Below are 23,842 nucleotides of genomic sequence, written 5' to 3' on the forward strand. Positions count from 1 at the left end.
ACCACGGTCCGATGTTTGATCCGCGTTATTCGTGAACACTGACGGTTCTGATCACGTAACCGCCCGGTGAAGACTGGCCGGGATCGGAAGGAGGCACCATGGGCAACAGAGCGGTTGTCTATCAGGGTCCCGGACGAGTCGAGGTCCGTGACATCGAGTACCCGACCTACGAGGTCAAGGACGGGCCCGGCGTCAACAAGGAGAACGTGGGGCGGCGCACCCCGCACGGCGCGATCCTGCGCACCGTCGTCAGCAACATCTGTGGCAGCGACCAGCACATGGTCCGCGGGCGCACCACCGCCCCCGAGGGCCTGGTGCTGGGCCACGAGATCACCGGAGAGGTGATCGACGTGGGGCGGGACGTCGAGTATGTCAAGGTCGGTGACATCGTCTCGGTGCCGTTCAACATCTCCTGCGGCCGATGTCGCAACTGCAAGGAGCGCAAGACCGGCGTGTGCCTCAACGTCAACCCCGACAGGCCGGGATCGGCGTACGGGTATGTGGACATGGGCGGCTGGGTCGGTGGCCAGGCGGAGTACGTGATGGTGCCGTACGCCGACTGGAATTTGCTCCGGTTCCCCGACCGTGACCAGGCGCTGGAGAAGATCCTCGACCTGGCCATGCTCAGCGACATCTTCCCGACCGGCTATCACGGTTGTGTGAGCGCCGGCGTGACCACGGGTTCCACCGTCTACATCGCCGGCGCCGGGCCGGTCGGGCTGGCCGCCGCCACCTCGGCGTTCCTGCTCGGGGCCGCGGTGGTGATCGTCGGTGATCTCAACGACGAGCGGCTCGCGCAGGCACGCAGTTTCGGGTGCGAGACGGTCAACGTGGCGCACGGCGATCCGGTCGAGCAGGTCCAGCAGATCCTCGGGCGGGCGGCTCCCGCGATCGGGCAGCCACTCGTGGACTCGGCCGTCGACGCGGTCGGTTTCGAGGCTCGCGGGCACGGCCGGGACGCGCAGACCGAGATGCCCGCGACGGTGCTCAATTCGCTGATGGACGTCACCCGGGCGGGCGGGGCGATCGGCGTGCCAGGGCTGTATGTGACAGGCGACCCCGGCGGGGTCGATGAGGCGGCCAAGGTCGGCTCGTTGTCGCTACGGCTCGGCCTGGGCTGGGCCAAGTCGCACTCCTTCGTCACCGGACAGTGCCCGGTGATGAAGTACAACCATCAACTGATGATGGCGATTCTGTACGACCGGGTGCAGATCGCCCGCAACGTCAACGCGACGCCGATCTCACTCGACGACGCCGCGCGTGGCTACCGGGAGTTCGACCAGGGCGCCGCCCGGAAGTATGTCCTGGACCCGCACGGCTCGGTCCGTCGCTGATCGGTTCGGAGAGGGCCGCCACCGGCGAGAGAGGAACGGCGGCGGCCCCGCTTCCACTACGGCACGGTGATGGTCAGCGCGGCCACGTAACCCGCCGAGACCGAGCCCGTGACGGTGGCCATCTGGGTGGCCGCCAGATCGTCGCCGAACACCATGTCACCGGCCAGGGTGATCCGGCTCAGGTTGGTGACGCTCTGCGAGTATCCGACGGCGCCGGCGTAGACGATGCGGGACACCGATTCCGGCAGCGCGAGCTGCGACGTCTTCCTGATCAGCCCGGACGCGCTGGTGGCCGCGGCCAGCGACGAGTAGACCTCGAAGTGGATGTGCGGCCACCGGCCCGCGTAACAACCCGGGTAGATGCTGGTGAACGTCACCGTGCCGGACGAGTTCGTCACCTGGATGCCGCGTAGGTAGTTCTGGTTCGTGACGCCCGACGAGTACAGGGAGTACGCGCCGGCCCGGTCGCAGTGCCAGGCGTAGATCGCCGCGCCCACCGTCGGCGTGCAGGCCGGGTTGAGGACGGTCAGGGAGAACCGCAGTGGTACGCCCGGAGCGGTGGCCGTCGACGTGCCGAACGACGATCGGATGTCACTGCGGACGATGCCGGAGAGCACACGGACGTTGGGACCGTTGGAGCCGTCTGCGGGGTATGGGCCGGCCGTCTCCGAGTCGACCTCGGCCGCGCACGCCGCCAGGGCCGGATCCGCGGTGCCGTTGAGCAGGGTGCCGCCTGCCACGGCCAGGGCTCCGGCGCCGCCGACCGCGGTCAGCATCCGCCGCCGGGTCATGACGGGCAGGTCGTAGGCGAGGCCCTTGTCGTGCACCTCGCGGACGAGGGCTTCGTTGTCCTCCATGGGTTCCTCCTTCTGCCGTTGAGGGAACCGCATCGAAACATCGAACTCTATGAATAACCTGTGGTTGATCTGGGTGCGGCCATATCGGCTGTGTCATCCCTTGCCGCATCGGCAACTCTTGCCTCCAAGGAAAAGATTGGTGTATCTTTCTTCCCAGGAAACAGTTGCCTGCAAGGCAAGTTTTTGGGGACGTGGGGGTGTTCGACATGGAGGTCGACGAGGCTGCCAAGGCGCTCGATGAGATGCGGCGGCGCAGCGAGCAGACCGTGCGGCAGGGAAATCCACGGCGGTTCCCGGTGTGGTACACGATGGGGTCGGCTGTCTCGATGGCGCTCATCTGGGCCAGCGGCGACCTGGGTGGCTGGGCCGCGATAGGCCTGATCGTGGTCGCGGTGGCTCTTGCCGTCGGCTCGACCGTCATCCTGGAGCGGATCACCGGAGTGCGGCTGCGGCTGCGTTCCCTGCGCATGGCCCCGATCGTGTTTCTCGGCGCGCTCATGGTGGCCGTCGTGATCGTGGTGGGCACGGTGCTCAGGCTCTATGACGTTCCCGCCGACGCCACTCTCAGCGGATTAGCCGGCGCGCTGGTGTGGGCGATCGGGGTCGGCCGCGCCCAATCCGCCTCGGCGGCGCCACGGGAGCGGTCATGACGACCGCACGACCATCGGGCTTCAACGAGCTGCTGCACTTCCCGGTCCGGCTGACCATTGCGTCGCTGCTCGTGCCGGCGGTGCATGTGGAGTTCAGCTACCTGCGTGAGGCGACCGGCCTCAGTGACTCGGCGTTGAGCAAGCAACTCACCAGTTTGCAGGAGGCGGGCTATGTGGAGGTTCGGCGCACCGGCCGGCGTGCTACCGCACGGCTCACCAGTGCCGGGCGGCAGGCACTCAGCGAGCACGCCGCGGCGCTGCGGGAGATGCTGGGCAACGCGCTGGACACCACGCCTCCGCCGTAGCGCCGGGCCGGTCAGGGCGCGCGGTGCCCCGGATGTCCCGGACGACCACCGAGGTCAGGTTCAGGAGCAGTTCTCGGGCGGTCGGCCGGTCGGCGGGATCCTTGGACAGGGCTCGCTCCACGACGCGGAGCAGACCCGGTTCCAGGCCGGTCAGGTTCGAGGGCTGGGTGAGGATGCGGCCCGCGGTGGCCGCTGGGCTGTCGCCGGCGAACGGGTTGCGGCCGGTCGCGGCATACGCGACCACGGCACCCCAGGCGAAGATGTCCGCGGCCGGGGTCGGGTCGTTGACGGAGAACCGTTCCGGCGACATGTACGAGTGAGCGCCGACCATCTTTTGCGTCAGCGTGTGGTGGCTGGTCGCGTCAATGGCCTTGGCGATGCCGAAGTCGATCACCTTCGGGGAACCGAGAGCCGGCAGCACGTCGGCCGGCTTCAGATCGCGGTGGACGATGCCGGCGCTGTGGATCGCCGCCAGGGCGGAGGCCATGCCGACGGCGATGCTGTGCAGGCTGCCGTCGCGCAGCGGGCCCTGCTCCCCGATCACGTCGGCGAGGCGGGGGCCGGCGGCGTATTCAACTACCCGATACGGCGTCCGGTGCTCCGGGGCGGCGTCCAGGATCTCTGCCGTGCAGCACGCCGGAACCTCCCGGACCCGGTTCAGCTCGCTGCGGAAACATGCCCGGAAGCTTTCGTCACGGGCGTGCTCGGCCCTGATCACTTTGACGGCGACGAGTGTTCCCGCCGGGTCGCGGCCCAGAAAGACAGCGCCCATCCCGCCCTCGCCCGGACGGCCGAGCAGCTCGTAGCAGCCGAGTGCGGGCGGGTCCTCGGCCCGCAGGGCAGAAGTCACCCGGGCACTCTGGTTCGCGGGCGTCACAGTGGAGGATCCGTGGCGCGCGCTCGCCGTCCGCCATCCCATCGCGGAGATGAACGCGGGTGGGGCCGGCGGTCAGAAGTAGCGGTCTTCATGGGATTTCTGGTAATCGCGGATCTCACTGTGCCGGGCTTCGAGCAGCAGCCGGGCCCAGGACGGGTTGCCCAGCAGGATGCGGCCGGCGGCGACCAGGTCGTATTCGCCCCCGGCCAGGCCGGACAGCAGGCGGGGAAGCTCCGGGACGTCGCGGGTCAGACCGACCGAGCCGACGGTGATGGTGGGGCGGCCGGTCAGTTTCCGGGCCCAGCCGGCCAGGTTCAGTGGGGAGCCGGGGAAGGCCGGCTCCCAGAAGCGGCGCTGCGAGGCATGGAAGACGTCGGCGCCGGCGTCGGCCAGAACGGTGAGGATCTCGGCGAGCTCATCGGGGGAGTCCGCGATGCGGGCGTCGTAGGCGCGTTCCTTGAACTGGGAGAAGCGGACGATCACCGGGATGGACGCCGGGAGTTCGGCGCGAACCGCCCGGATGATCTCGGCGGGAAAGGCGGCGCGGCGGGCCGGGGAACCGCCGAAGGCGTCGGTGCGGCGGTTGGTCTCCGGCCACAGGAACTCGTCCAGCAGGTAACCGTGGGCCGCATGGATCTCCACGGCGTCGAAACCCGCGCGGGCCGCCACCCGGGCCGACTCGGCGAACGCGGCGACGATCTCGCCCATGTCAGCCCCGGTCATGGCATGCGCGCCGGTCGGCAGGCCGGACGGGGTCCAGGAGGGGAGGCCGTCGGCGGGGTCGCGTTCGCTGCCCAGGTGCCAGAGCTGGGTGGCGATTCGGCCGCCTGCCGCGTGGACCGCTTCGGTGACCCGGCGCCAGCCTGCTTCGGCGGTGCCGGCGGTCATTCGCGGGACGGTGGTCTCGTGGCCGGCGGTGGGATGGCCGATCAGGGTGCCTTCGGTGATGATCAGGCCGACGCCGTTCTCGGCCCGGCGTCGGTAGTAGGCGGCCACCTCGGCGGTCGGCACGCCGCCCGGCGAGTGGAAGCGGGTCATCGGGGCCATCACCAGACGGTTCGGCAGGTCGAGCCCGGCGACCGAGACCGGCGCGGCGAGAGCGGCTGCGCTGGTGAACGCTGCCACGGCGGGAGCGGTGGTGGCGGGTGTGGAAGTAGCGACGGCGGTGGCAGATGTGGGAGCGGTAACCGTGGCGGGTGCGGGTGCGGGTGCGGGTGCGGGTGCGGTGATGGCGGGTGCGGGTGCGGGTGCGGTGGTTGTGGATGTGGGTGCGGTGATGGAGGTGGTGGGCGTGGGAGCGGTCGTGGCGAGTGTGGCTGCAGTGGTGGGTGTGGTGGTGATGAGAGTGGCGGGTGTGGTGGTGGTTGTGGGTGGCATGGGGGAACGCTAAGACTTGACACCGGTGTGAGGGTCAAGGGTTGTGAGCGGGGAGACAGCGATGCGGATCGGGGAGCTCAGTGCGGCTACCGGGGCCAGTGCGCGGTCGTTGCGGTACTACGAGGAGCAAGGGCTGCTCGGGAGTCAGCGGGGGGCCGGTGGGCAGCGGCACTATCCGGACTCGGCGGTGGAGCGGGTGGGGCTGATCCGGACGTTGCTGGCTGCCGGGCTGTCCAGTGCGACCATCCGGGACGTGCTGCCCTGCGTGGCCGACGCGAGTGCGCGGACGCCGTGGCTGACGGATCGGCTCGGGGTCGAGTTGACCCGGGTGGAGGCGCAGATGGAAGAGCTGCGCCGCACCCGGGACATCCTCGCCGGCCTGGTGCGGGACTACGCCGTGGATCAGCGGTAGGGCGGGAAACGGCCGGACATCAGGGCGGGCGTGGGGGTGCCGGCCAGCTTCTCGAAAGCGATCGGGTCGGTGACCGAACGCCACGTGTGGAAGTCCTGCCGGCCCGCCGCGAACGCCGCCTTGTAACGGAACAGGCTGTCGTCCGAACCGCCCACCCCGCCGCCGATGTGGTGGACGAGATTGCCGGCGGCGCGGCCCCACAGACGTACCTCGTGGTAGAGCAACTTGTCCGCCCACCAGATCTGGCCGTCCCTGGTGGACTGCAGGTGGGTCTGCATGATCCGGCGGTAGGCGAAGAACAGATTGCCGCCCAGCACCTCACCGTCCCGCACCGCCGCCGCCAGGTGCACGCTGTCGCCCAGGGCGGAGCGCAGGCGCCGGAAATGGTCCAGGTCGAAGAAGTAGAAGTCGGTGGCGTTCACCCGGCGCATGGTGGCGTGATAGGTGGCCACCCAGGGTTCGAGCAGGTCCCAGTCGTCGAAGACCACGCGTACACCGGCGCGGGTGGATTTGTTGATCTGGTTGCGGTGGGTGCGGTGGGTGTCCTGCCACAGTTGCTCAGGGGTGAGAGTGAGGTCCACCGAGACCGTCTCGCCGTGATTGACCACGGTGCCGGACTCCGACAGCGACTCCAGCGACACCGGCAGCAGCGGATGCAGCCGGGCGAACACCGTGATCACGTCGTGGGTGCGCAGCAGGGCGGCCATGTGCCGGACCGCCCGGCCCCAGAACCCGGTGTCGTCGGGTGGCACGTCACTGACCGGGCCGGGGTAGCCGTATGGTGAGACGGCGTCCCGCAGCCCGGTCCCCGGAACCGGCCGCAACACCAGTGGCAGCAGGAACACCTGACCCATCTCGTCGTACCGGAACGCGACAGGTGTGCCTCCGGAGAGGCGGGCGTCGAGTTCCACGTACGACGGCAGGTGGTAGACGTCGTGGTGGACACGCCGTAACGCGTCCGCCCACGCCGGATCGCCGGGTTCCAACAGGGCGCCTTCGGCCATCGGTCATCCCTTCAATGTCATGCCGTATGGGGTATCGCCCGCCCCGCCGCCACGGAACCGGTCGTCTCTCGGCGCCTGGCCCGGCTGGACCGGCGCGCGTTCAGCGTCCACCGCAACAGCGCGCGGGGGACGGAATTCTGTGTCGCCATGTGGAGCAGGTAACGCCACGTCGGATATTCGCCGCGCCGGTTGGACAGCGCGTAGGAGAACCGCCTGGCGGGCAGCCCGGCGTAGTCGGGCATCCGCTCGAACCAGGCACTGCTGGCCCGCGCGGCCCGCTGCAGGGGGGCGAGCGCGGCTTTGCGCCGGTGCTCGTAGCGTTCCAGGGCGACCGGCAGCTCGTCGCCGGCGGCGATCGCGTCGGCCAGGGCCATCGCGTCCTGCAGGGCCAGCTTGGTGCCGGAACCGATCGCGAAGTGGGTGGTGTGCGCGGAGTCGCCCATCAGCACCACGTTGCCGTGGTCCCAGCGCTGCGCGGTGACCCGCCGGAAGTTGAGCCAGCCGGTGCCGCCGACCTCGGCGCGGTGGTCGATCAGTGGTGCGCCGTCCAGATGGGACGCGAAGACGCTCTGCAGGCGGGCGCACCCGGCCTCGGCGCCGAGCGTGTCGAACTCCAGGGCGGCCCAGGTCTCCGGGGTGCATTCGACGATGAAGGTGCTGGTCGTGCCGTCGAAGGGGTAGGCGTGGAACCACACCCAGCCGGCCGGGGTCTGCTCGAAACCGAAGGTGAACGTGTCGAACACCTTGGGGGTGCCCAGCCAGATGTACTTGTTGCGGGCGATCTCCACCTCGGCGCCGAAGTGTTCGGTGTGCTCCTCGCGGATCCGGCTGCGCGCGCCGTCACAGGCCACGATCAGGTCGGACGGCGGGAGGGCGGTGGGGTCGGCGAGTTCGTCGGCGTACCGGACGGTCACCCCGAGTTCGGCGGCCCGCTCACCGAGGATCTCCAGGAGCTTGTGCCGGCCCATGCTGAAGCCGTACCCGGCGAGGTGGGTGACGGGTTTGCCGGTGGCCCGGACCTCGTACTCGTCCCACTTGTAGGCGGCGTCCCAGATCCGCTGCGCGCTGACCGGATCGTACTTGAACAGGTCGTCGAGCAGGTCGTCCCAGAACACCACACCCCAGCCCCAGGTGACGCCGGCCGGGTTGCGTTCCAGGACGGTGATCTCGTGGCCGGGGTCGGCGAGTTTGGCCAGGGTGGCGAAGTAGAGGCCGGCGGGACCGCCGCCGACGCAGGTGATCCGCATGACGGGTTCCTAACGGTAGGCGGGGAAGGTGGTGGACAGGTCGGCCGGATCGGCTCCGGGGCGGCGTTCGCGCACCAGACGCTCGTAGGCGACCGGGTCGGCGATCACCCGCCAGGTGTGGAACGGGTGCCGGCTGGGCGAGAACCCGGCCTTGTACGAGAAGAGCGAGTCGTTCGCGCCGCCCTTGCCGCCGCCGAGGTGGAAGACGCGGTCACCGCGTTGCCGGCACCATCGCCGTACGGAGTCGTAGAGCAGCTCGTCGGCGTACCGTTTCGGGGCCCGCCGGGTGGACGAGACGTAACCGGTGGCGATGCCGTCGTACGAGAAGAAGGTGTTGCCGCCGACCACCTCCCCGTCCTCGCACGCCACCACCAGGTGCATCCGGTCGCCGACCGCGTCGTGCAGGGCTTCCAGGTGTTCCCGGGTGAAGAAGTAGTAGGAGGTGGCACCGACCCGCCGCATGTTGTCGTGGTAGACCTCGACCCACTCGCCGAGCCGGTCCCAGTCGTCGAAGACGATCTCGGTGCCGGACCGTTTGGCCCGGTTGATGTGGTTGCGGTGGTCGCTGCGGGTCTGCTTCCACATCTCGTCCTCGGAGACGGTCAGGTCCATCGACACGGTCTCGCCGTGGTGGACGAGCTTGCCGTGCGAGGTCAACACCGGCGCGGGAAGGAGAGGATGTAGACGGATGAAAGCTGATACGACCGATGAATCAGACAGGACGCCGACGAGGGCGGCGCAGGCGGCCTCCCAGAAGGAGACGTCCGAGGACGACGAGACCGGGCCCGGATACCCGTACGGCGAAATCGCGTCCTTGAGACCGGAATCCGGGATGTCCCGCAGGATGAGCGGGATCAGCAACCGCCGCCCCTCCCGTTCGAAGTGGAACGCGGCAGGCGTGCCGCCGTAGAGCCGGGCGTCGAGGACGACGTAGTCCGGCACGTGGTACATGTCGTGACCGACGTGCTGGAGCGTCTCCTTCCACTCGCGAGCCGCCGGTTCCAGCAGCATTGCCGTCATGATGTGTGCCCCTTCCGGCTCAGGCTCGTAACAGGTGAGCGTTGAGCGCCATGTTCGCGGCGAACTGATCGTTCACCACCCGGTGTTTCTCCAGCCGCAGTTGCACGGCCGGGTCGTAGCGGCCGAGTTTCACGAAGCCGTCGGACCACCAGCCGTTGTCGGTGCCGGTGCCGTCGACGTACGCGTGATAGGTCGTCCCGCCGGGCCAGACGACCTTGGTGAGCAGGGCGCAGAACGCCGCCATGTCGGCCGCCGACCAGCCCTGGTTCCGGTCGCGGGCCTCGGCCACGTAGGTGACCACCGCGTTGCCGTGGCCGACGTCCTGACCGGGCCGTTTCGTCGAGCCCCAGACGTCACTCCAGAACCAGGCGGTCGGCTCGGCCGGGTTGCGGCGCAGCTGTTCGCGCAGCCGGGTGCTGATCTGGTCGACCACCGCGTCGCAGCGGGCCCGGCGGCCCTGGTCGGCGGTGAGATGGGCCAGGTTCATCGCGATCAGCGCCCAGTGTGCGGCCATGTGGGTGCGCTCGCGGTAGAGGTAACTCTTGGTGCCGCGGGTGTGCCACTTGTCGAACAGATTCACCTCGGCGAAGGCCAGGAGCCGCTGATATCTGGCCCGGTACGCGGGCTCCTTCAGGTCCTTCATGGCCACCAGCAGGTTGGTGCCGTACCGCCAGAGATAGCTCTCGTAGAGCGGCACCTCGTCACCGCGCCCACCGGCCCGGCTGGAGCCCCAGCCGTGGAAGCGGTCCCGGAACGAGCTGTTCGCCAGCGAGGTGGACGGGACCGCGGTGGCGACCGTGTTCTCCATCCAGGTCAGCGCCCGGTCCAGGTAGCGATGCTGCCCGGTGGCCCGGAACATGGCGGTGCAGGCGTCCACGTCGTACGCCAGGTCGTAGTGGTCCCGGCTGTCGGTGGAGCGGCTCAGTCCGGTGGCGTTGCCGAGGGCGAAGTCCCAGCTCTTCATGAAGACCGCGGTCCAGTGCGACACCGGTTTGATCTTGGAAGCCTCCTCGATCGCGGGTGGCTCGGCCGGCATCGGCAGGAGATCGGCCTCGTCCTCGGAGGAGGCCCGGACCAGGTGCAACCCGGCCGCGCCCGCCACCGCCACCCCACCCAGGCCGGCGATCAGGATCGTGCGCCGCCTCATCGCACACCGACCAGGGGCCGGGGCGCCGCGTGATGAGACGAGAGCGGCACCAGCGCGGCCGCCGCGGCCATCGCGGCGAACATCCAGGCCAGCCGGGAGTCGTAGTAGTCACCGGAGAACAGGCTGCTCAGCGCCACGAAGACGGCCGCCGCGACGGCCAGCCCGGTGAGCTGCGGCCGGTTCCCGCCACCCCGGACGATCCGGGTCCACAGCACGATCGACGCGGTCATCAGCGCCAGCCCGGCCAGCCCGCCCTCGGCGGCCACCGCGAGCAGGTAGTTGTGCGGGTACTCGACGGCCTGATTGACCCCGATCAGACCGTAGAACCCGTCCAGCCCGGACCCGCCGAGCGGGTGGTCGGCGAACATGCGCAGGGCGGCCATCCAGATGTCGGTCCGCCCGGAGAGATATTGTTCCTGCACGGTCTGTTCAACGAATCTCTCCTGGAAGAGATCGGTGAACTCGGGTGGGGCCAGCACCCAGATCACCCCCACCGCGATCACCGCCACCGCCCCGGCCGCGCCGACCGCCGCGGCACTGAGCCGGCGGCGCAGCTTCAGCAGGGCGACACCGGCCACCGCGCCCCCGGCGACCAGCGTGCCCCGCGACCCGGACAGCACGGTGGCCAGCAGGAACAGCGGGATCACCAGCAGCGGCCACTTCTTCCCGGTCAGCATGAACAGGGCGATCGCGGCGATCACCCCGAGCACCTCGATCCGGGCGAAGACGTTCGGGCCGCCGCCGAACGCCGAGTAGCGGCCCTGCTCGCCGGGCCCGCTGATGAAGATCGCGGCGAGGGCGTAGACGATCGCGGTGACGAACAGCAGCTGGAAGGTGAAGCGGACGACGGTCTCCGGGTCGCTCGTCGCGTACCGGTAGAAGGCCAGCACCAGGATGATCAGCAGGACCAGGTCGAGGACCTGCGGGCCGATCCGGGCGGCCGGTGGGGCCCAGAGCGCGGAGGCGATCTGGAAGACGAAGAAGAGAACGGCGGCGACCAGCCAGCCCTCCGGAACATTTCCGGCGAATGGCCGCGCCGGGTAGGCGAGGGTCAACACCACCAGCGCCATCACCAGCCCGATCACCCGCAGATCCACCCAGGCCAGCTCCAGGAATCCGGCCCGGTCGAGGGTGTACCGGCCACCGATCGCGACCAGAATCAGGAGCAGGCCCGGAGCCTTCACTTGTGGTCCGCCCCGCCGAGCCCGCGGCCCACCATCCGGCTGGCCACCATGCTGAACACCAGGCAGGCGCCGTACCCGGCGAGCGAGCCGTACGCCGCACCGAGGATCCCCATCTTCGGGATGAGCAGCACGTACGCCGCGAACGAGACCACGAACCCGGCGATCTCGGCGGCCGACACCAGCCCACCGTGGCCCTTCGCGATCAGCAGGCCCAGGCTCACCCGGGACACCGCGTACAGCCCGGCCGCCACCACCAGCGGCAGCACCACCACCTTGGCGTCCGCGTACTCGTGCCCGAACAACGGCTCGATCAGCAGATACAGCCCGCCGGCCACCAGCGGCACCACGACCAGCACGTACAGCGCGGCGAACACCACGATCGGCCCGGCCCGCAACGCCCCGTCGTTGTGCGAGGCCCGCCAGCGTCCCAGCCGGGAGTCGGCGTACGCCCGGATCGGCCAGGCCAGCAGCTCGGTCATGGTCGCCACCGCGGTGTAGTGGCCGAGCGCCGCGGTGGACGCCAGCGCCGGGATGACCAGCCGGTCCACCCGCAGCATCGCCATGTTGGAGATCGCCGCCGGGAAGAGCGACAGCCCCTCCCGCCGGACCCGCCGGTTCTGCTCCCGGGCCACCGGCGCGGCGCCGGCCGGCACCGGCAGCCGCAGCCAGATCCACAGATAGATCAGGGTCGGGGTGGCCCCGGCGATCAGGTACGCCAGGAACCACATCTCCGGATGGCTGGCGCCGGTCACGTACAGCCCGACCAGCATCGCCAGCAGCAGCAGCGCCTCGATCACCCGGGCCAGCAGGAAGTCCCGCACCCGGCCGACCGCGATCGCGATCGAACGGGTGGCCAGACTGGTCGCCTCGATCAGCGCGAACCAGGCCAGCATCGCCATGATCAGCGGGCCGGGGGAGAGCCGGTGCGGCGCGGCGAGCTGCCACACCATCGCGCCGAGCAGGAAGACCAGCGCCGGTACGGCGAGCAGCCGGGCGTACGCGCGGACCGCCGGAGCCGGTGACACGTTGTGGTAGGTCGCCACGAAGCTGCGCTCGGTGCCCAGCAGCAGCACCTGGGTCACCAGGTAGACCACCTGCAGCATCAGCGCGACCTCACCCCGGTGGGTGGGGGTCAGCGACCGGACCATCAGGATGTTGGCGGCCATCGCCACCCCGCCGGTGAGGACCTGCGAGGCGAGCAGCTGCACCGACGGTTCGCGGACCACCTTCCCCACCAGGGCGACCGGATCGCCCCGGCGTGGGCCGTCCTCCTCGGTCTTCTCCGGACCCCGGACCCGCAGCTCACTCACTGTGCTGCTGCTCCTCTGCGTCCTTTTTGTCCCGGTCGCGCTGAGCCGGCACCTCGGGCTGACCCGGAACCTCCGACTTGGCGGGAACCTCGGGCTTGGCGGGAACCCCGGGCTTGGCGGGAACCTCCGGCTGAGCCGGCACCTCGGGCGGCGAGGAGACCTGGGCCCGCCCGCGAGCGGTGCCCACCGGCGGCAGCGAGACGAACGTGTCGTCCATCTTCGGCTCCTGCGCCGGATCCAGCCCGAACACCAGATCCGGGCTGTCCGACCCGGTGACCTCGCCCTGCCATGACCCGTCGGCCGGCAGTTTGCGCGGCAGGGCGTTCAGCACCGCCCCGGCCAGCTTGGCCCCGACCCGTTTCAGCAGATCAAGAGACTTCTCCACCTCCGCCGTACGGGTCCGCCCGGCCCGCACCACCAGCAGCGCTCCATCGGTCACCTGGCCGAGCACGGCGGCGTCGGCCACCCCGTGCAGGGCGGGCGCGTCCACCAGCACGATGTCGTAGCGCTCGGTGAGGGTGCGGACGGTGGCGCTGAGCCGCGGCGACGCCAGCAGCTCACCCGGGTCCGGCGCGTGCTCCCCGGCGGGCAGCACGGTCACCCGGCCGCCGAGTGAACTCTGCAGCACGTCCGGCATCCTCGCCGTCCCGGCCAGCACCTCGGCCAGCCCGGGCGCGCTGTCCAGGGCCAGGTAGCGGCCCACCCCGGGGGTGCGCATGTTCGCGTCGACGAGCGCCACCCGGGCCCCGGTCTCGGCGATCGCTATCGCCAGGCCGCAGGTGACCGCGGTGGTGCCCTCCTTGCGGCCGGCGCCGGTGAGGACCAGTGACTGCCCCTTGCGGGGGATGCTGGTGCTCAGCGGGTCGGCCAGCACCGGCAGCAGGCTGCGCAGCCGGCGGAACGCCTCGGCGAGAGCCTGGTCCGGGTGGGTGTCGCGGGACCGGCCGCCGATCGAGATGGTGCCGACCGTGTCCAGGCCGAGCCGGCGCAGGTCGTCCTCCTCCGCGACGGTCCGCGCCCCGGCCTCCCGGGCCGCCACGGCGACCGCCCCGAGCAGCAGCCCGAGTACGGCGGCGAACCCGATGTTGCGGCCCAGGTCGCTGGGGTCCTCGACGGTGACCGCGTCCTGCACGATGGAGATCTGCGGGGCCGGGCCGTCCCGGGGGTCGGCCGGTGCCCCGATCTGCCGGGCCAGGCCGACCAGCACCGACGCGGCGGTGGTGACGATCTGCCTGCTGCGTTCCGCGGACGGGTCGGTGGCGGCGATCTCCAGCAGGTCGGTGCCCTCGCGCACCTGCGCGGACAGGCTCTTCTGCACCTGCTCGGTGGTGATCTCCGGGCCCATCCGGTCGACCACCGCCTGCGCCACCCGAGGGCCGGTGAGCAGGGCGATGTACGAGTTGAGCCGTCGCGCCCCGGCGTCCGGATCACTGTTGCCGGAGCTCACGAACAGCACCATCGACGATCTGTGCCCCGGCGCCCCGGCCATGGTGAGACCGGCCGCGACGGCGATCGCCACCAGGACCGGGAGCACGAGCCAGAGCCATCGACGGCGGCAGGCCCGCACATAGGCACGGAGTTCCACGCTGACGTTCCCCCTCAGAGGTGGGCGGGCTGGATGTCGGGTGCCGCCCGGTGCAGGACGGCCTCGAACTTGTCGAAGAGCAGGTCGCGGGAGAACTGCTCCACGGCCAGCCGGTGCGCGGCGTCGCGGGCCTGGGCCAGCCACCGCTCGTCGCGCAGATGCGTGGCCAGCTCGGCGCCGGCCTTCTCGGTGTCCGCCGGGTCCAGCACCAGGCCGGCGCCGGTCTCGGTGAGCAGGTCGGCCATCCAGCCGCCGTGGTTGATGGCGATCGGGCGGGACGCGGCCAGGGCGTCGAAGAACTTGTTGGCCGAGTTGTTCCACAGCCCGGGGATCGGGCGGACCGTGCTGCTGGACATGGTGGCCGCGCCGAGGATCACCGGCAGCTCCGACTTGGGCACCTTCTCCCACATGTGCACGACCGTGCCGAGCAGGCCCAGTTCGGCGGCGAGCGACTTCGTCGGCTCCCACTCCTTGCCGTGCCCGACGATCAGGAACCGCAGGTCCGGGTCCACCTTGGTGGCCGTGTGCATGGCCCGGACCAGGTACTCCACCCCGTTCACCACGCCCAGCGCGCCGGTGTAGACCAGCAGCGGCCGGTCGCCGAGCCAGTCGTGCCCGGCCCGGAAGGCGCGGACCCGCTCCGGGCCGACGGCGAACAGGTCCAGGTCGGCGGCGTTCGGGATGACCGTGGTCGGGGTGCCCGGCCGCCGGGCCACCACCCCGTCGGCCATCCCGGGGGAGAGGGCGATCACCTCGCTGGCGTTGCGGTAGGCGAAGTTCGCCAGGCCGCCGGCGACGCCGCGCAGCACCGGGTTGCGCAGGGCGCCCATCTCGATCGGCACCTCCGGCCACAGGTCGCGGACCTCGAACACGAACGGCACCCGGCGCAGTCTCGCGGCGATCACCCCGGGCACCGCCACGGTCAGCGGGGTGCTGGTGGCGAACACCAGGTCGGCCCGCAGCCGCGCGGCCTTCGCCGCGGCGACCACCATGAACTCGGCGAAGGCCCGGATCCGGCGGGCGAAGGACATGTGATTGTCGTACGGAACACGGAACCAGTGCACGGTGATGCCGTCGTCGACTGTCGTCCGCCAGCCCAGTTCGCGCGTGCCCGGCGTGATGTCGGTGGTGATCACGTCGACGGTGTGCCCGCGCGCGACCAGGCGGCGGGCCTGCTCGTAGGAGCGGATCCCGCCGGCCATGCCGGGGTTGCAGTAGTACTGGTGGATGTAGACGATCCGCATGCTCAGGCCTCCAGCGCGGAACGGACCGCCGTGACGACCCGCGCCCGGTCGTGCTCGGTCAGGGCGGACCCGCTGGGCAGGCAGACCCCACGGCGGAAGACGTCGGCGCAGACCGGGCCGCCGCGCATCACGCAGTCCTGGAAGACCGGTTGCAGGTGCATCGGCTTCCAGGCCGGGCGGGCCTCGATGTCGTGGGCGTTCAGGTGGCCGAGGATCCGGTCGCGCTGCCCCTCGTCGGTGGCGAGCACGCAGGTCAGCCAGTGGTTGGGGGTGCCGTACCCGGCGATCGGCATGAACTCCAGGCCGGGCAGCGACTCCTGGTAGAACCGGAACGTGGCGCGCCGTGCCCCGATCATCTCGGGCAGGCGCTGCACCTGGCCCCGGCCGATCGCGGCGAGCAGGTTGCTGAGCCGGTAGTTGTAGCCGACCGTCCGGTGCTCGTAGTGCGGCACCGGTTCGCGGGCCTGGGTGGACAGGTGCCGGGCCTGCTTGGCGACCCGGCTGTCGTCGGTCACCAGCATCCCGCCGCCACCGGTCGTGATGATCTTGTTGCCGTTGAAGGACAACACCCCGGCCAGGCCGAACGACCCGGCCGGCCGATCCCGGTAGGTCGCGCCGAGCGCCTCCGCGGCGTCCTCGATCAGCGGTACGCCGTACCGGTCGCAGGCTTCGAGGAGTCGGCCGTAGTCGGCGCACTGCCCGTACATGTCGACGGCGATCACCGCCCGGGGCAGCCGGCCCTGCCCGGACCGGATCCGCAGCTCCTCGGCCACCAGGTCGGGATCGACGTTCCAGCTCTCCGGGGTGCTGTCCAGGAAGACCGGCCGGGCGCCCAGGTAGACCACGGCGTTCGCGGTCGCGGCGAAGGTGAACGACGGCACCAGCACGGTGTCGCCGCGCCGCACCCCGGCCGCGATCAGGGCCAGGTGCAGGGCGGCGGTGCCACTGCTCAGAGCCACCGCGTGCCGTACGCCCACCCGCTCGGCCACCTGCTGCTCGAACGCGTCCAGATCGGGCCCGGCCGGGGCCACCCAGTTCGAGTCGAAGGCCTTCAGCAGCAGTTTGCGTTCCAGATCGCTGACGTCGGGCGGGGAGAGCCAGATGCGTGTGTCAGTCATGTACCCGCGTCCTCACGGCCATGATCGGCCAGGCCGGGTGCAGTCCCTGCCGGCGGATCCACATCGGGGAGTCGCCCGCGTGCATCGCCGGGCGCAGGGTGGTGGAGAAGCTGCGATACCCGGCCCGCTCGGCGACCCGCACGTCACGATCCCGGAAATCGACCGCCGGGTGCCCGTACGGCGCGGCGAAGTCCTTGATCTCCACCCCCAGCTCGTCCTCGATCTCCTGTTTGGAGCCGGTGATCTCGTGCGCCGCGGTGTCGTCGTCCTGATCGGCGAGCCGGTGGTGGGTGATCGTGTGCGAGCCGAAGCCGAACCCGGCGGACCTCAGGTCACGGCAGTCCTGCCAGGTCAGGTTGCCGGGCCGGCCGACCAGTCCGGAGGTCAGGAAGAACATCGCCGGGACCTTCATCTCCAGCAGCACCGGGGCGGCCACGTCCCGCCAGGTCGCGTGCGCGTCGTCGAAGGAGAGGCAGAAGACCGGGCCGGTCAGTGGCACCCGGCCGGCCAGGATCCGCAGCGACTCGTCCCAGGAGACCATCGGGCCGATCCGCAGCAGGGCGCGCAGATGACGGCGCAGGTCACCGGCGTACTCGGCGGGGACGTCATGGTAGAAGGGGAAGAACAGGCCCGGGGCGGTGGGCAGCCGTCTGCGCAGCCCGGCCGGCGCCAGGACGCGGCCCTGCAATCGGGGCCGGGCGCGCAGGCGACTGCGCAGGCCCAGCTCGTTCAGGCGTCGTTTGATCGCCGTCTGCATGCGATCAGCACCCTCCCGCTCAATGATCGGATCGCGGCCACGGTGCAACGCCCCGCGGCTCTGCACCAACCCTCGCAAATGTGTGAGCGGGTCCGTCAGTAGCAATTGTCATAAGGAACGCGAGTATTATTCACGTCAATTAATTCGGCCTGATCGGCTTATTGTGGAATGGACTTCCGGTTGAGCATCATCGTGCCCGTCGGGCCATAATTCGATCGGGGACCCAACATGTTGCGACTGCATCGGGTGGAGCCGGGCGCCGGCCTCTGGGCGGACCGGGCCACCTACCCGGATCGGCTGATCTTCCACACTCCCGAATGGCTGAACTTCGTCGCCGAGTGCCAGCGCGCCGAACCGCTGCTCGCCACCGTCACCGACGGCGGACAGCCCGTCGGGCACTTCACCGGCCTGCTCAGCAGGCGCTTCGGCGTGCGCATCCTGGGCAGCCCGATGGCCGGCTGAACCACCTCCTACCTGGGCTTCCTTCTCCAGCCCGAGGTCAGCAGGCGTGCCGCGCTGGAGGCTCTGCTGCCGTTCGCCCGGCACGACGCCGGCGCCGCCCACCTGGAGATCCGCGACCGCGGACTGACCCCCGCCGATCTCGGTGGCCTCGGACTGGCCTGGGACGCGGCGCCGACCGCCGTGATAGACCTGAATCCGGACGAGGACACCCTCTTCGGCGCGATGGCGAGCGCCTGCCGCCGCAACATCCGGAAAGCGCAGAAGTCGGGCGTCGTCATCGAGGAGGCACCCGCCGATCCGGCATTCGCCGGCGAATTCTACGATCAATTGCGGGACGTATTCGCCAAACAGAATCTGGTACCCACCTATTCGGTGGAAAGAGTTCGGTCGTTGATCCGTCACCTGGGCCCGGCCGGCCGCCTGCTGCTGCTGCGCGCCCGCGACGCCGACGGCCACTGCATCGCCACCGCGCTGCTGCCCTGGTACCACCGGACCATGTACTTCTGGGGCGGCGCCAGCTACCGCGAACACCAGCACCTGCGACCCAACGAGACCCTCATCTGGTACGCCATGCGGTGGGCCAGGCAACACGGTGTCACCGAGTTCGACTTCGTCGGCGGCAACAGCTACAAGCAGAAGTACGGCACCACCGAGGTCGCCGTCCCCTGGGCCCGCCGATCCCGGTCCCCGCTCGTCGCCCACCTGCGCGATGCCGCCAGACACGGGTACGCCATCCGGCAGCGCACCGTCGCCCGCCTCACCGGTGCGGTGGGCTGACACCCGAACGGCGATTGGCAGGAGCGCGGCGCCCGGATAGTTTCCTGGAAACGTTCCGGAAAGTCGCGAGGCGTCAGACATGTCCGGCTCATCGGTCGCAGCGGTGGTGGACGACGAGACCTGGGTCGTCGACCTCACCGTGCGTGGAACCTGGGAGCGGCAGCTGTGGCTGCGCACCTTCGGCCTGATCAACGAGTGTCTGGCCCACCACCCGGCCGGGCTGCTGCTGGACCTGCGCGGTCTCCACGATCCCGGCGCGATCAGCGCACCGCTCTGGGTCACCGCCGCCACCACCGGCGACCGGATGGACCCGCCGGTGCGGATCGCCGCCTGCCCGCCACCCGGCACCGACCTCGCCACCCGGCTCGACGGGCACACCGCCCGGCGGCTGGTCCCGGCGTTCGCAACCGTACCGCTGGCCCGGTCCTTCCTGGCCAGCCGCCGGCCCATGCTCGACCGGGTCCGCCTGCACCTGCCCCCGACCAACGGGGCCGCCGCCGGAGCCCGGCACGTGGTCACCCTCGCCTGCGAGGAATGGGGCATGCACCCGCACCTGGCCCGCGCCCGGCTGGTCGTCTCCGAACTCGTCCTCAACGCCGCCGAACACGCCGGCACCCCGATCGACGTGCTGATCTCCCGGCGTGGCCGGGGCACCTGGCTGCACCTGGCGGTCATCGACGGCTCCACCGAACCACCCCGGATGCGGCCCGAACCGGTCGAGGTCTTCGGCGAGCGCGGCTACGGGCTGCGCATCGTCGACGCGGCCGTGCACACCTGGGGAGCGCTGCCCACGCGTACCGGCAAGATGGTCTGGGCCCTCATCGGGTGAGGCCCACCGGGACGTCTCGGGAAAGGCCGGGCGGCACGGTCATCGGGTGAGGCCCACCGGGACGTACAGGCCCTGCCGGTCGGCCCGGACCGCGGCGGCGGTCCGCGACTCGGCGCCCAGCTTCAGCATGATGTGCTCCAGATGGCCGATCGCGGTCCGGGCGGTGATCCGCAGCGCCCTCGCGATCGCCGCGTTGCTGCGGCCCTCCACCAGCAGGCCCAGCACCTGCAACTCGCGCCGGGTCAGGCCGTAGGTCTCTGGCGGCGGGCCCAGCAGCACCAGCGACCGGTGGTGCCCCGGCGGCTCCGGCGGGCAGGCCAGCGCGGTCACCTGCACCAGCCCGGGGCTGGTGTCTTCTCGCGGAACCAGGAAGCTGGCCCACGACCGGCCCGGCGTCAACAACGAGCCCACCAGGCTCAGGGCCGCCGGATCCACCCCCGCCGTCCGGAACCCGGGCAGGCCCGGCAACTCCTCGGTCCGGCCCGCCCCGGTCAGCACCACCCCGGCCGTCGCACCCCGCACCATCCCGGCCAGCACCGACAGCCGCCGCAGCGGATCCACCACGTGCGCGATCAGCGGCGTCAGCAACACCAGCAGATCCAGCACCGGATCAGCGGCGGGCACCGCCGACTCGGTGTGCGCCCCCAGCAGCCCCAGATAGCGCCCGTCCGCGGTGACCAGTGGAATCGACACCCCCTCACCGAACCCGGCCGGCTCGAAATACCCGGTCCAGACCTCCAGCTCCGAAGCCGGCACCGGCGAGTCCACCACCCGGATCGGCCGCCGGCCCCGGTGCATGCCGACCAGCTCCACCTCCGCCATGAACGACGGACTCGTCAGATGGCGGCGCACCCGCTCCGGATATCCGGTCACCGTCACCGGCTGCTGCAGCCAGCGCTCCGGATCGAGCAGGCTCACCCAGGCCGCGTCGTGCCGCAGCACCGGGCGCAGCGCCTCCATCAGGGCATCCGACCGCACCTGGGCGGGACCCGGCAGCGCGGCGACCCGGACCAGTTCGGCCGCGATCCGCCTACCGTCGGGAGGAAGGGCCATCTCTCCATCATGGGCCGCCCGGCCGCCGGCGCACATTCACCGTGGGGGTCGGCCGAACAGCCGGTGCCCCCGCGGTGTGCCCGAGGAACGTGCCGATCCCGCACAACCGCAGAACGGTGTCCACCGCCCGGTGCGCGGCGACGATCCGAAGCCGCTCCGGCCCGAGAAGGTGCAGCGCCCGCAGCGCGGCGACATCACAGAACGACACCCCCGCCAGGTCCAGCCGCACCGGCGCCCCCGGCCGCTCACCGACAGCGGCCCACAGGGCCAGCGACAGCACCGGCGTGGTACGCACATCCAGCTCGCCGATCACCCGCACCAGAGTGTCCCCCGGCCCGGCCCGGACCGTGGTGACGATGAGATCTTCCGGACATCCACCCACGGCCCGCCCCTCTCCCGCCTTCCGCGACGGTACCGAGTGGCCCCTCCCGAACACATCGGAAGAAACTCCCAGCCCGGACGAGGGCCCGGGTCGTGACGAACGGCGACCGCCGAAGGCGCTCCCGGGTGCGGTGCGGCCGCGCCTCGTCCGGCCGTGCGGGGGCCACCGCCGTCCGCCGGTCAGACCACCTCGATCGGCTGTAGGCGATTGTCATCCACCGGGCGGGTGTGAGTGGTGCCGGGGTGGGAACCTTGGGGGAGGAAGAGGGAGGCGCGAGGATGTTCGTGTTGTTCGGGGTGCGGAGCAAGGACCACCTGGCCGGGACGCGTCTGATGAACTGTGAGGTGTGTGGCTGGCAGGCGCCGCAGCAGATTCTGAAGCGCACGACGAAGTTCACGCTCTTCTTCATCCCGCTGTTCCCGGTGAAGCCGAGCAGCTACTACATGGTGTGCGGGCACTGTCAGGGCTTCCGCCGCGCCGATCCGCGGGTGCTCAGCGCCGCCTGAGCGGCCGTGGGCTCAGCCGGGCTGGATCCAGTCCAGGGTGCGTTGCACGGCCCGGCGCCAATTCGTGTATTCGGCGTCGCGCGTGGACGGGTCCATGGCGGGGATCCACTGGCCGGCTATGTGCCAGTTGCGGCGCAGGCCGTCCAGGTCCGGCCAGTAACCGACGGCCAGGCCGGCCGCGTACGCCGCGCCCAGCGACACCGTCTCCACCGCGAGGGGGCGGACCACCGGCACGTCGAGCACGTCGGCGATCATCTGCATCAGCAGGTTGTCGGCGGTCATCCCGCCGTCGGCCTTCAGGGTGGTGAGGGTGAGGCCGGAGTCGGTGTTCATCGCGTCGACCACCTCGCGGGTCTGCCAGGCGGTCGCCTCCAGGACCGCACGGGCCAGATGACCCTTCGTGATGTACGAGGTCAGCCCCACGATCACGCCCCGGGCCTCGCTGCGCCAGTGCGGCGCGTACAGGCCGGAGAACGCGGGCACGATGTAGCAGCCGCCGTTGTCGGCGACGGTGCGGGCCAGGGTCTCGATCTCCGGCGCGCTGGAGATCAGCTCCAGCTGGTCGCGGAACCACTGGACCAGTGAGCCGGTGATCGCTATCGAGCCTTCCAGGGCGTACGCGGCGGGCTCGCCGTTGATCTGATAGGCGACCGTGCTGAGCAGGCCGTGTTCGGAGCGGACCAGTTCGGTGCCGGTGTTGAGGAGCAGGAAACTGCCGGTGCCGTACGTGCATTTGGCCTCGCCGGGGGTGAAACAGGTCTGTCCGAACAGGGCGGCCTGCTGGTCACCGAGCGCGGCCCCGATCCGTACTCCGGGGAACGCCTCGGTGGCGGTGCCGAAGCCGCCGATCGACGGCCGGACCTCGGGCAGCATGGCGCGGGGGATGCCGAAGAAGTCGAGGGCGGCCGGCGACCAGTCAAGGGCGCGCACGTCGAGCAGCATGGTGCGGCTGGCGTTGGTGACGTCGGTGACGTGCTGGGCCCGGCCGGTGAGGTTCCAGATCAGCCAGGTCTCCATCGTCCCGCACAGCACCTCACCGCGTGCGGCCCGATCCCGCAGCCCGGGTGTGTGGTCCAGCATCCACCGCAGCCGCGGCCCGGAGAAATACGTCGCTAACGGCAATCCAGAAATGTCTGAAATGTCTGACGCGAGGGGAGAGCCGGACAGAGTGTGCACCAGAGCATCAGTCCGGGTGTCCTGCCAGATGATCGCCCGCCCGACCGGGATCCCGGTCCGGCGATCCCAGATGACGGTGGTCTCCCGCTGATTGGCGATGCCCAGAGCGGCCACCTGCTCCAATCGGATCCCGGCCCGCTCCAGGACCCGCGGAGCGAGGCGTTCCACGTTGCGCCAGATCTCCATCGCGTCGTGCTCGACCCAGCCGGGCTTGGGGAAATACTGCTTGTGCTCCTGCTGGGCGAGTGACACCAGCTGCCCCCGACGGTCGAAGACGATGCACCGGGTCGAGGTGGTGCCCTGATCGATCGACACCACGTACTTCTCGGTCATCGGGTCGCCCCCAGATCCCGGGAGATGGCCCGCGCCGCGTCCCGGACGTAGCCGATGAGGCGGGGTTCCGGCCGGTACCGGCTGTCGCAGATCCGGTCGACCGGCCCGGACACCCCGATCGCGCCGACGACCAGCCCGCCGTACCCCCGGATCGGCGCGGCGATGGCGGCCTGCCCGAGCAGAAATTCCTCCACCTCGTACGCCCATCCGGCCTCGCGCACCCGCTCCAGCGCGCCGGCCAGGGCGCGCGGCTCGGTGAGGGTGAGCCGGGTGTAGCCCTCCAGGTCGGGTTTGGAGCCGCCGGCCCGGTAGGCGAGCAGCACTTTGCCGAGGGCGGTGGCGTGCAGCGGGAGCAGGGCGCCGACGTCGAGGGTCTGGAAGGTGTCGTCGGGCCGGAACACGTGGTGCACGACGAGGGCGCGGCCTTCGAGGACGGTCCCGATCCGGACGGCTTCACCGCTGCGCGCGGCCAGCGGGTCGGCCCAGTTGATCGACCGGGACCGGAGTTCGTTGATGTCCAGGAAGCTGGTGCCGAGGTGCAGCAGGGCGCCACCGAGCTGGTACTGCCCGGACACCCGGTCCTGTTCGACGAAGCCGACCAGTTGCAGCGTACGCAATATGCCGTGGGTGGTGCCTTTCGCCAGGTCCAGGGTGCGGGCGATCTCGCTGAGCCCGAGACGGCCCGGCCCGACGGCGAGGGTCCGCAGGATCGCGGCCGCTCGCTCGATCGACTGCACGGTTCCGGGCATGTTTCGGACTCTATGCCACCGTGTGACGTCGCGCTGTGATCGATGGTTGTTTGCGACCGACCTGGACAGACGGACTTCCTGGGCGGATCGCATGGTCTCCACCGTCGCGAACAACCATCGCTGATGTTCGACAATGCCGACCGGTGT

At 70.5% G+C, this 23,842-nt stretch carries 25 protein-coding genes; 8 read left to right on the top strand and 17 right to left on the bottom strand.

What is annotated here, in order from left to right:
- Nucleotides 1-98: 98 nt before the first annotated feature.
- Complete coding sequence (gene fdhA, locus ACQ0O7_RS14930) at nt 99-1,334, top strand: formaldehyde dehydrogenase, glutathione-independent (protein ID WP_430782640.1); 1,236 nt, start codon at nt 99-101, stop codon at nt 1,332-1,334.
- Between the two features lie 56 nt (nt 1,335-1,390).
- On the opposite strand, the gene ACQ0O7_RS14935 is transcribed toward fdhA, so the two are convergent.
- On the bottom strand, nt 1,391-2,191 hold the full coding sequence (locus tag ACQ0O7_RS14935; protein ID WP_430782641.1) for an intradiol ring-cleavage dioxygenase: 801 nt from the start codon (nt 2,189-2,191) through the stop codon (nt 1,391-1,393).
- A 206-nt stretch (nt 2,192-2,397) separates the two neighbouring features.
- Between ACQ0O7_RS14935 and ACQ0O7_RS14940 the strand changes: the two genes are divergently transcribed.
- On the top strand, nt 2,398-2,841 hold the full coding sequence (locus ACQ0O7_RS14940; protein ID WP_430782642.1) for a hypothetical protein: 444 nt from the start codon (nt 2,398-2,400) through the stop codon (nt 2,839-2,841).
- Nucleotides 2,838-3,146, top strand: a complete 309-nt coding sequence (locus tag ACQ0O7_RS14945) for a transcriptional regulator (protein WP_430782643.1) — start codon at nt 2,838-2,840, stop codon at nt 3,144-3,146. The genes ACQ0O7_RS14940 and ACQ0O7_RS14945 overlap by 4 nt, the downstream gene beginning before the upstream one ends.
- Here ACQ0O7_RS14945 and ACQ0O7_RS14950 read toward each other — a convergent pair.
- The gene (locus tag ACQ0O7_RS14950; RefSeq protein WP_430782644.1) at nt 3,079-3,996 is read right to left on the bottom strand and encodes a serine/threonine-protein kinase; all 918 of its coding nucleotides are present in this window, start codon (nt 3,994-3,996) and stop codon (nt 3,079-3,081) included. The genes ACQ0O7_RS14945 and ACQ0O7_RS14950 overlap by 68 nt on opposite strands.
- Nucleotides 3,997-4,095: 99 nt before the next feature.
- The gene (locus ACQ0O7_RS14955) at nt 4,096-5,148 is read right to left on the bottom strand and encodes a 12-oxophytodienoate reductase (protein WP_430782645.1); all 1,053 of its coding nucleotides are present in this window, start codon (nt 5,146-5,148) and stop codon (nt 4,096-4,098) included.
- Nucleotides 5,149-5,461: 313 nt separating this feature from the next.
- Between ACQ0O7_RS14955 and ACQ0O7_RS14960 the strand changes: the two genes are divergently transcribed.
- Nucleotides 5,462-5,812 (top strand): MerR family transcriptional regulator, encoded by a 351-nt coding sequence (locus ACQ0O7_RS14960; protein ID WP_430782646.1) that lies wholly within the window; start codon nt 5,462-5,464, stop codon nt 5,810-5,812.
- Here ACQ0O7_RS14960 and ACQ0O7_RS14965 read toward each other — a convergent pair.
- The 10 genes from ACQ0O7_RS14965 to ACQ0O7_RS15010 are packed head-to-tail and all read right to left on the bottom strand — an operon-like array spanning nt 5,803 to nt 17,428.
- Entirely contained in the window at nt 5,803-6,816 is a 1,014-nt protein-coding gene (locus ACQ0O7_RS14965) for a GNAT family N-acetyltransferase (RefSeq protein WP_430782647.1), read from the bottom strand. The genes ACQ0O7_RS14960 and ACQ0O7_RS14965 overlap by 10 nt on opposite strands.
- A 17-nt stretch (nt 6,817-6,833) precedes the next feature.
- The gene (locus ACQ0O7_RS14970) at nt 6,834-8,063 is read right to left on the bottom strand and encodes an FAD-dependent monooxygenase (protein WP_430782648.1); all 1,230 of its coding nucleotides are present in this window, start codon (nt 8,061-8,063) and stop codon (nt 6,834-6,836) included.
- Nucleotides 8,064-8,072: 9 nt separating this feature from the next.
- The gene (locus ACQ0O7_RS14975; RefSeq protein WP_430782649.1) at nt 8,073-9,083 is read right to left on the bottom strand and encodes a GNAT family N-acetyltransferase; all 1,011 of its coding nucleotides are present in this window, start codon (nt 9,081-9,083) and stop codon (nt 8,073-8,075) included.
- A 19-nt stretch (nt 9,084-9,102) separates the two neighbouring features.
- Nucleotides 9,103-10,230: a hypothetical protein gene (locus ACQ0O7_RS14980; protein WP_430782650.1), complete on the bottom strand. Its 1,128-nt coding sequence runs from the start codon at nt 10,228-10,230 to the stop codon at nt 9,103-9,105.
- Complete coding sequence (locus ACQ0O7_RS14985; RefSeq protein WP_430782651.1) at nt 10,227-11,414, bottom strand: O-antigen ligase family protein; 1,188 nt, start codon at nt 11,412-11,414, stop codon at nt 10,227-10,229. The genes ACQ0O7_RS14980 and ACQ0O7_RS14985 overlap by 4 nt, the downstream gene beginning before the upstream one ends.
- Nucleotides 11,411-12,724: a lipopolysaccharide biosynthesis protein gene (locus ACQ0O7_RS14990; RefSeq protein WP_430782652.1), complete on the bottom strand. Its 1,314-nt coding sequence runs from the start codon at nt 12,722-12,724 to the stop codon at nt 11,411-11,413. The genes ACQ0O7_RS14985 and ACQ0O7_RS14990 overlap by 4 nt, the downstream gene beginning before the upstream one ends.
- Nucleotides 12,717-14,309 carry a polysaccharide biosynthesis tyrosine autokinase gene (locus ACQ0O7_RS14995; RefSeq protein ID WP_430782653.1) on the bottom strand — a complete coding sequence of 531 codons (1,593 nt, stop codon included), beginning with the start codon at nt 14,307-14,309 and terminating at the stop codon, nt 12,717-12,719. Before ACQ0O7_RS14995 ends, ACQ0O7_RS14990 begins: the two co-directional genes overlap by 8 nt.
- A gap of 14 nt (nt 14,310-14,323) precedes the next feature.
- A complete protein-coding gene (locus tag ACQ0O7_RS15000; protein ID WP_430782654.1) occupies nt 14,324-15,553 on the bottom strand; it encodes a glycosyltransferase family 4 protein in 1,230 nt (409 codons plus the stop codon).
- A 2-nt stretch (nt 15,554-15,555) separates the two neighbouring features.
- On the bottom strand, nt 15,556-16,671 hold the full coding sequence (locus ACQ0O7_RS15005; RefSeq protein ID WP_430782655.1) for an aminotransferase class I/II-fold pyridoxal phosphate-dependent enzyme: 1,116 nt from the start codon (nt 16,669-16,671) through the stop codon (nt 15,556-15,558).
- On the bottom strand, nt 16,664-17,428 hold the full coding sequence (locus ACQ0O7_RS15010) for a polysaccharide deacetylase family protein (protein WP_430782656.1): 765 nt from the start codon (nt 17,426-17,428) through the stop codon (nt 16,664-16,666). Before ACQ0O7_RS15010 ends, ACQ0O7_RS15005 begins: the two co-directional genes overlap by 8 nt.
- A gap of 228 nt (nt 17,429-17,656) precedes the next feature.
- On the opposite strand from ACQ0O7_RS15010, the gene ACQ0O7_RS15015 reads away from it, so the two are divergent.
- From ACQ0O7_RS15015 to ACQ0O7_RS15025, 3 genes are all read left to right on the top strand, one after another.
- Nucleotides 17,657-17,890, top strand: coding sequence for a hypothetical protein (locus ACQ0O7_RS15015; protein ID WP_430782657.1), 234 nt, complete (start codon nt 17,657-17,659; stop codon nt 17,888-17,890).
- A gap of 180 nt (nt 17,891-18,070) precedes the next feature.
- On the top strand, nt 18,071-18,667 hold the full coding sequence (locus ACQ0O7_RS15020; RefSeq protein WP_430782658.1) for a GNAT family N-acetyltransferase: 597 nt from the start codon (nt 18,071-18,073) through the stop codon (nt 18,665-18,667).
- A gap of 79 nt (nt 18,668-18,746) precedes the next feature.
- Nucleotides 18,747-19,496, top strand: a complete 750-nt coding sequence (locus ACQ0O7_RS15025; RefSeq protein ID WP_430782659.1) for an ATP-binding protein — start codon at nt 18,747-18,749, stop codon at nt 19,494-19,496.
- Between the two features lie 39 nt (nt 19,497-19,535).
- Here the strand turns inward: ACQ0O7_RS15025 and ACQ0O7_RS15030 are convergent, their stop codons facing one another.
- The gene (locus ACQ0O7_RS15030) at nt 19,536-20,549 is read right to left on the bottom strand and encodes a response regulator transcription factor (protein ID WP_430782660.1); all 1,014 of its coding nucleotides are present in this window, start codon (nt 20,547-20,549) and stop codon (nt 19,536-19,538) included.
- A gap of 7 nt (nt 20,550-20,556) precedes the next feature.
- Nucleotides 20,557-20,931: an STAS domain-containing protein gene (locus tag ACQ0O7_RS15035; protein ID WP_430782661.1), complete on the bottom strand. Its 375-nt coding sequence runs from the start codon at nt 20,929-20,931 to the stop codon at nt 20,557-20,559.
- Between the two features lie 278 nt (nt 20,932-21,209).
- Here ACQ0O7_RS15035 and ACQ0O7_RS15040 point away from each other — a divergent pair, with 278 nt between their 5' ends.
- Entirely contained in the window at nt 21,210-21,437 is a 228-nt protein-coding gene (locus ACQ0O7_RS15040) for a zinc-ribbon domain-containing protein (protein WP_430782662.1), read from the top strand.
- A gap of 12 nt (nt 21,438-21,449) precedes the next feature.
- Here the strand turns inward: ACQ0O7_RS15040 and glpK are convergent, their stop codons facing one another.
- The gene (gene glpK / locus ACQ0O7_RS15045; RefSeq protein WP_430782663.1) at nt 21,450-22,946 is read right to left on the bottom strand and encodes a glycerol kinase GlpK; all 1,497 of its coding nucleotides are present in this window, start codon (nt 22,944-22,946) and stop codon (nt 21,450-21,452) included.
- Nucleotides 22,943-23,695, bottom strand: a complete 753-nt coding sequence (locus tag ACQ0O7_RS15050; protein ID WP_430782664.1) for an IclR family transcriptional regulator — start codon at nt 23,693-23,695, stop codon at nt 22,943-22,945. The genes glpK and ACQ0O7_RS15050 overlap by 4 nt, the downstream gene beginning before the upstream one ends.
- Nucleotides 23,696-23,842 lie beyond the last annotated feature (147 nt).

Origin of the sequence: Actinoplanes sp. G11-F43 (genome assembly GCF_050589265.1) — a bacterium.
Classification (GTDB): domain Bacteria; phylum Actinomycetota; class Actinomycetes; order Mycobacteriales; family Micromonosporaceae; genus Actinoplanes.

What these genes read in the sequence shown, in the direction of transcription:
- ACQ0O7_RS15030 (WP_430782660.1), bottom strand. Translation starts at nt 20,549, where the DNA reads ATGGCCCTTCCTCCCGACGGTAGGCGGATCGCGGCCGAACTGGTCCGG.
- ACQ0O7_RS14970 (WP_430782648.1), bottom strand. Translation starts at nt 8,063, where the DNA reads ATGCGGATCACCTGCGTCGGCGGCGGTCCCGCCGGCCTCTACTTCGCC.
- ACQ0O7_RS15005 (WP_430782655.1), bottom strand. Translation starts at nt 16,671, where the DNA reads ATGACTGACACACGCATCTGGCTCTCCCCGCCCGACGTCAGCGATCTG.
- ACQ0O7_RS15000 (WP_430782654.1), bottom strand. Translation starts at nt 15,553, where the DNA reads ATGCGGATCGTCTACATCCACCAGTACTACTGCAACCCCGGCATGGCC.
- ACQ0O7_RS15040 (WP_430782662.1), top strand. Translation starts at nt 21,210, where the DNA reads ATGTTCGTGTTGTTCGGGGTGCGGAGCAAGGACCACCTGGCCGGGACG.
- ACQ0O7_RS14960 (WP_430782646.1), top strand. Translation starts at nt 5,462, where the DNA reads ATGCGGATCGGGGAGCTCAGTGCGGCTACCGGGGCCAGTGCGCGGTCG.
- ACQ0O7_RS15010 (WP_430782656.1), bottom strand. Translation starts at nt 17,428, where the DNA reads ATGCAGACGGCGATCAAACGACGCCTGAACGAGCTGGGCCTGCGCAGT.
- ACQ0O7_RS14940 (WP_430782642.1), top strand. Translation starts at nt 2,398, where the DNA reads ATGGAGGTCGACGAGGCTGCCAAGGCGCTCGATGAGATGCGGCGGCGC.
- ACQ0O7_RS14980 (WP_430782650.1), bottom strand. Translation starts at nt 10,230, where the DNA reads ATGAGGCGGCGCACGATCCTGATCGCCGGCCTGGGTGGGGTGGCGGTG.
- fdhA (WP_430782640.1), top strand. Translation starts at nt 99, where the DNA reads ATGGGCAACAGAGCGGTTGTCTATCAGGGTCCCGGACGAGTCGAGGTC.
- ACQ0O7_RS15050 (WP_430782664.1), bottom strand. Translation starts at nt 23,695, where the DNA reads ATGCCCGGAACCGTGCAGTCGATCGAGCGAGCGGCCGCGATCCTGCGG.
- ACQ0O7_RS14965 (WP_430782647.1), bottom strand. Translation starts at nt 6,816, where the DNA reads ATGGCCGAAGGCGCCCTGTTGGAACCCGGCGATCCGGCGTGGGCGGAC.
- ACQ0O7_RS14935 (WP_430782641.1), bottom strand. Translation starts at nt 2,191, where the DNA reads ATGGAGGACAACGAAGCCCTCGTCCGCGAGGTGCACGACAAGGGCCTC.
- ACQ0O7_RS15025 (WP_430782659.1), top strand. Translation starts at nt 18,747, where the DNA reads ATGTCCGGCTCATCGGTCGCAGCGGTGGTGGACGACGAGACCTGGGTC.
- ACQ0O7_RS15015 (WP_430782657.1), top strand. Translation starts at nt 17,657, where the DNA reads ATGTTGCGACTGCATCGGGTGGAGCCGGGCGCCGGCCTCTGGGCGGAC.
- ACQ0O7_RS14945 (WP_430782643.1), top strand. Translation starts at nt 2,838, where the DNA reads ATGACGACCGCACGACCATCGGGCTTCAACGAGCTGCTGCACTTCCCG.
- ACQ0O7_RS14975 (WP_430782649.1), bottom strand. Translation starts at nt 9,083, where the DNA reads ATGACGGCAATGCTGCTGGAACCGGCGGCTCGCGAGTGGAAGGAGACG.
- glpK (WP_430782663.1), bottom strand. Translation starts at nt 22,946, where the DNA reads ATGACCGAGAAGTACGTGGTGTCGATCGATCAGGGCACCACCTCGACC.